General features: G+C 28.5%; 8 protein-coding genes. 4 read left to right on the forward strand and 4 right to left on the reverse strand.

Annotation, left to right across the window (positions count from 1 at the left end; genetic code table 11):
- Positions 1-134: 134 nt before the first annotated feature.
- From PLW95_07890 to PLW95_07905, 4 genes are all read right to left on the reverse strand, one after another.
- Positions 135-503, reverse strand: coding sequence for a cyclophilin-like fold protein (locus tag PLW95_07890; protein ID HOV22575.1), 369 nt, complete (start codon positions 501-503; stop codon positions 135-137).
- Complete coding sequence (locus PLW95_07895; GenBank protein HOV22576.1) at positions 469-975, reverse strand: hydrogenase maturation protease; 507 nt, start codon at positions 973-975, stop codon at positions 469-471. The genes PLW95_07890 and PLW95_07895 overlap by 35 nt, the downstream gene beginning before the upstream one ends.
- Positions 976-1037: 62 nt before the next feature.
- A complete protein-coding gene (locus tag PLW95_07900) occupies positions 1038-1634 on the reverse strand; it encodes a 7-carboxy-7-deazaguanine synthase QueE (GenBank protein HOV22577.1) in 597 nt (198 codons plus the stop codon).
- A 31-nt stretch (positions 1635-1665) separates the two neighbouring features.
- The gene (locus tag PLW95_07905; protein ID HOV22578.1) at positions 1666-2775 is read right to left on the reverse strand and encodes a DegT/DnrJ/EryC1/StrS family aminotransferase; all 1110 of its coding nucleotides are present in this window, start codon (positions 2773-2775) and stop codon (positions 1666-1668) included.
- Positions 2776-2917: 142 nt separating this feature from the next.
- Between PLW95_07905 and PLW95_07910 the strand changes: the two genes are divergently transcribed.
- From PLW95_07910 to PLW95_07925, 4 genes are read left to right on the forward strand one after another with little or no spacing between them, the layout of a single operon-like run.
- Positions 2918-3325, forward strand: a complete 408-nt coding sequence (locus PLW95_07910; GenBank protein ID HOV22579.1) for a biopolymer transporter ExbD — start codon at positions 2918-2920, stop codon at positions 3323-3325.
- Positions 3326-3331: 6 nt separating this feature from the next.
- Positions 3332-4018 (forward strand): TonB family protein, encoded by a 687-nt coding sequence (locus PLW95_07915; GenBank protein HOV22580.1) that lies wholly within the window; start codon positions 3332-3334, stop codon positions 4016-4018.
- Positions 4015-4248: a hypothetical protein gene (locus PLW95_07920; protein ID HOV22581.1), complete on the forward strand. Its 234-nt coding sequence runs from the start codon at positions 4015-4017 to the stop codon at positions 4246-4248. Before PLW95_07915 ends, PLW95_07920 begins: the two co-directional genes overlap by 4 nt.
- A 22-nt stretch (positions 4249-4270) precedes the next feature.
- The gene (locus PLW95_07925; GenBank protein HOV22582.1) at positions 4271-4477 is read left to right on the forward strand and encodes a winged helix-turn-helix domain-containing protein; all 207 of its coding nucleotides are present in this window, start codon (positions 4271-4273) and stop codon (positions 4475-4477) included.
- The last annotated feature ends 32 nt before the right edge of the window (positions 4478-4509 follow it).

The raw sequence follows: 4509 nt of genomic DNA on the forward strand, positions 1-4509 counted from the left end.
GGTGGTTCAAAATATAATCTGCCAATATGCATATGAATATCTATCATTTTTTCTCTCCTTCCTTAATTTTCAAGGATAATTTAAACATTTTCCCAATTTTTGTCAAATTACTGAATTAGTTTTGAGCCGAATTTTTACCCTTTTTCTACAATTATTTCATCTCGTTCTTTTACCTGTTTTAATTTTTCAATTCCTTTTGTAATTTTCCCAACAATCTCAACTTTACTTGCAGGAATAATTTTATCTCCATAACTTATTGGAGTTGGCCCAAAAAACAAACAGAAACATTTACCAGTTGGCCAATATCCAATATCTCCTTTCTCAACTTCACTTACAGGCATTTCTAATTTTTCATCAACATCAACTTCAAAATAAATTTCATCTCCCCATAAGTTTGCTTTTGAACTAAATGGAATTTTCTCAATTATTTTTTTACCTAATTTTGTATCAAGAATTTCTCCTTCTACTTCAATATTCCCTATTTTGATTTTTATTTTTTCCATATATCCTCCTTCCTGCTTGACTGGTAAGATATTTAGCAAGCAACAGAACAATTTTATCAACACTTTCCTTAACTTCTTTACTTATTTCAGTTCCAAAAGATAAGTTTCCTGGTTGAATTCCAATAATTAAACATTTTTTAAAATTATATATACCTAAAAGGTCAGGTAAAGAAAAAGAATGAGTCGTAGTTGTATTTTTCATCAACTGGTCAGGATAAAATATTTTAATTTCTCCTATTTTCCCTTTAAAATTAACAGCATCAACTATAATTATATTGTCTGATTTTAATCTTTCTATTTTCCCAATGAAATTTTCAATTCCTTCTTCAACTACTAAAAAGTTTACTTTATCTGATTTAACTATTTCCATAAGTTTTTTAACAATAATATTTCCAGCATTATCATCACCTTTTAAAGGATTTCCAATTCCAATTATTACAACTTTCCCTTTTAGAAATTTTTTAATTTCCATTTTATCATAATACCTTAAAAGAAATATTATAGATATAATAATTCCACAGAGTAAAGTGAGATTTATGGAAGTTTGAGGATTTTATGAAGTTGAAGTTTAATCTGGTAGTTTAAATATGGGTTTTCTTTAATATACTTAATTATTAACTTACTAATTTTTTTATCGTTATTAACTGGTTGAAGTACTATATTTTTTCTTATTTCCTTATCAATAAATTTAAAGTCATCTTTCCCTGTTATTACATACTTAAATTCAGAGGCAACTTTTATAAATTTCTCATCATATCCATTTTTGTGATATTTTTTTCCCTGTTTTTTGGGACTTACTGTTATCCAGTCAAATTTTATATCCTGCCATATTGTCCCATTTGTTTCAATTGAGACAAAAAAGTTATTTTCTTTTAATTTTTCCAAAATTGGCTTTAATGGTTGTAAATATGGCTCTCCACCTGTAATACACACATTTTTACACCTATATTTCCCAGCTTTTTTTATTATTTCATCAATTTCTATTTTATATCCTTTTTTTAACGCATATTTTGTATCACACCAAGGACATTTTAAATTACACCCAGAAAAACGGATAAAAACAAAAGGGAATCCCTGTAATTTTCCTTCACCCTGAATTGAATAGAAAATTTCGCAGATATTATATTTCACTTCTTTTTCTATACCAATATCTCCAAAATAATTAAAATGATTTCATAACATCAATTATTTTTTCTATTTCTTCATCACTCATAATTGCTTTTAATTCAAGAACAACGCTTCTCTCCAAAAGTTCTTGACTTTTTGGATAGTTTCCACCACATATTTCAACATTTGCTGTAAAATGCCAGTAATTCAAAGTTGCCGGTGCCACTCCTCTTTCTCTCATTTTCTCTTTTAATTTTTCTGCTTTTTCTTTATCTGGCAAAAACATTGTTAGAAATGTAGAAATATCACCATCAACATCAAGTATTTCTCTAAATTCAATTCCATTTAAATTTTTTATTCCGTTTTTTATTTTATTTTTGTTTTCTTTATGTCTTCTTATTACTTCTGGTAATTTTTTTAATTGAGCAATACCTATTGCTCCCTGTAATTCGTTCATTCTAAAATTAAATCCATCTCTCAGCTTCTTTTCTTCGCCTCTTGATACACCAGGAAGATGTGGATGCCCATGGTCGTGGTAATAGTCCGCCTGTTTATATAATTCTTCATCATCAGTTACAACCATACCACCCTCCCCTGTTGTCATAACTTTTACATAATCAAAAGAAAAACATCCAATATCACCAAATGTTCCCAATTTTTTACCTTTATATAATGCCCCTGTACTCTGACAATTATCTTCAACAACTTTTAAATTTCTGTCTTTTGCTATTTCACAGATTTCTTCAATTCTGGAAGGTACCCCCATCATATGAACAGGCATAATTGCAACGGTTCTGTTGTTTATTTTTCTTTTTAAGTCATCAACATCCATATTAAGGGTTTTATCAATTTCACAAAGAACAGGAATAAACCCACTTTCCCTTATTGCTTCAATTGTTGCAGAAAATGTGAAACACTGAGTAATTATTTCTTTCCCTTTTGGTAAATTCAAACTTTCAAGTGCAACTTTTAAAGAAGATGACCCAGAAGAAACACCAAGTGAATATTTACTTCCAATAAATTTTGAAAATTCATTTTCAAATTCAACTACTTTAAAAATGCCTTCTCTTTCTTTTTCAAATCCATATCTGAAAATAACTTTCCTTTTCATAACATCAATAACTTCCTTTAATTCTTCATCACCAAATAATTCTCTACCTGGCATTTTCATCTCCTCCTTACATTTTTATTTTAATATTATATTTTATTCTAAAATATAATTTCTTGCAAATTCCATAAGAAAATCTAAATTGCACTATATCTATAAATAAACTAAAATATATAAAAAGAAAAAGAGGAATACAAAAATGAAGTTCAAAAGACATTATCAAATGACAAAAGGAGAATTAAATTTAACTCCTCTTGTTGATATAATTTTCCAGCAAATTATATATTTTATGTTGACTTCAAGTTTTATAATGCAGCCAGGAATAAAAATTAAACTTCCAAAAGCATCTACATCAACTGAAACAATCCAGAAACAAGAAATATATGTAAGTATATCAGAAGAAGGTATTATTTTTTATAATGGACAACCAGTAAAATTAGAGGAATTAGAGGAAATTTTCAGACAGGAAAAAGAAAGGAGGCAAAAACTTACTCTTGTTATAAAAGCAGATGAAAATACAAAACACGGAAGGGTTGTTCAGGTAATGGATACAGGAAGAAAACAAGGGATAGATAAAATTGCAGTAGCAACAACTCCAGAACTTTAATATAAAATGGAACCTAATCGTCTACTTCTTAAAACATTTACTATAAGTTTATTTTTCCATATTGTTGGCATATCACTTTTTTCTATTATATTTCCTATTCCCCCTTCTAAAACATTACCAATTGAAGTAACTCTCCTTCCACCTGCAATGGATAAGAAAATTCAATTAGAAACAACAGAAGTTCTCCCAAATCTTCCTGCTCTTGAAACAGTATCTCAGTCAGAAAAACTTGCTCAATCTGATAATAGCAGTGAAATTGTAAAAATTTCAGAAGAAAAATTTACTGGCTTTCCTGAATTTATTCCAACAACAAAAATTACAGGTGAATTTGAAATACCTCAATTTCAGGTAAAATTTCCGCCACTTCCATCAATAATACAACAGGCACAATCAGAAATAAGGACAAAATCAAATGAAATAATAGAAGGACCAATTGGAGAAAGAAAACTTATATATAAAGAACCAATTGAATATCCTGATTGGGCAGAGAAAAACGGTATTGAAGGTAATATAAAAATTAAATTTTGGGTAAAAGCAGATGGAAAAATAAGTGAAACAGAAATTATTACTTCATCAGGATATCCAGAACTTGATGTATATACAATGAATAAATTTATGAAATATCTTTTCCAGCCAATAAATAAAAATGAAGATGTCTGGGGTATTATAACTTTTATTTTCCGACTGAAATGATAAAAATAAATATTGATATTGCTTTAACATTTTACTTGATGTTACCAATAATAATTCTTACTTTCTGGATATTTTTTGAAAAAAGGGCAAATAAACCATTTGAAATTAAAAGTCATGATTATCTATGGCAATGTCCTATATGCTTTTATATGTATATTGACAGCAAGTCAGATAAAATATCAAGGTGTCCAAGATGTAAAACTCTTCACAAAAAAGGCGAAAAATTGTAAAATAATAAAAAATGGAGGAAAAATGATAACAGAAATAGGAATAGTAGCAGGAGAAATATGGAGCTATCTTGAAAAGTATAATGAGACCACATTTGAAAAGTTAATTAAAGCAACAGGAAGAGATAGGGACTTACTAATAATGGGACTTGGCTGGCTTGCAAGAGAAGGACATATAATACTGGAAAAAGTTGGCAATGATTATAAAATTAAACTCCACGATAAAAGATGATATTTGAAATTGGGGGATCGTCTAATGGCAGG

Source organism: bacterium (genome assembly GCA_035370465.1).
GTDB lineage: Bacteria > Ratteibacteria > UBA8468 > B48-G9 > JAFGKM01 > JAGGVW01.

Coding starts and splice junctions, on each gene's coding strand:
- PLW95_07890 (HOV22575.1), bottom strand. CDS start 503: ATGGAAAAAATAAAAATCAAAATAGGGAATATTGAAGTAGAAGGAGAA.
- PLW95_07895 (HOV22576.1), bottom strand. CDS start 975: ATGGAAATTAAAAAATTTCTAAAAGGGAAAGTTGTAATAATTGGAATT.
- PLW95_07905 (HOV22578.1), bottom strand. CDS start 2,775: ATGCCAGGTAGAGAATTATTTGGTGATGAAGAATTAAAGGAAGTTATT.
- PLW95_07910 (HOV22579.1), top strand. CDS start 2,918: ATGAAGTTCAAAAGACATTATCAAATGACAAAAGGAGAATTAAATTTA.
- PLW95_07915 (HOV22580.1), top strand. CDS start 3,332: ATGGAACCTAATCGTCTACTTCTTAAAACATTTACTATAAGTTTATTT.
- PLW95_07920 (HOV22581.1), top strand. CDS start 4,015: ATGATAAAAATAAATATTGATATTGCTTTAACATTTTACTTGATGTTA.
- PLW95_07925 (HOV22582.1), top strand. CDS start 4,271: ATGATAACAGAAATAGGAATAGTAGCAGGAGAAATATGGAGCTATCTT.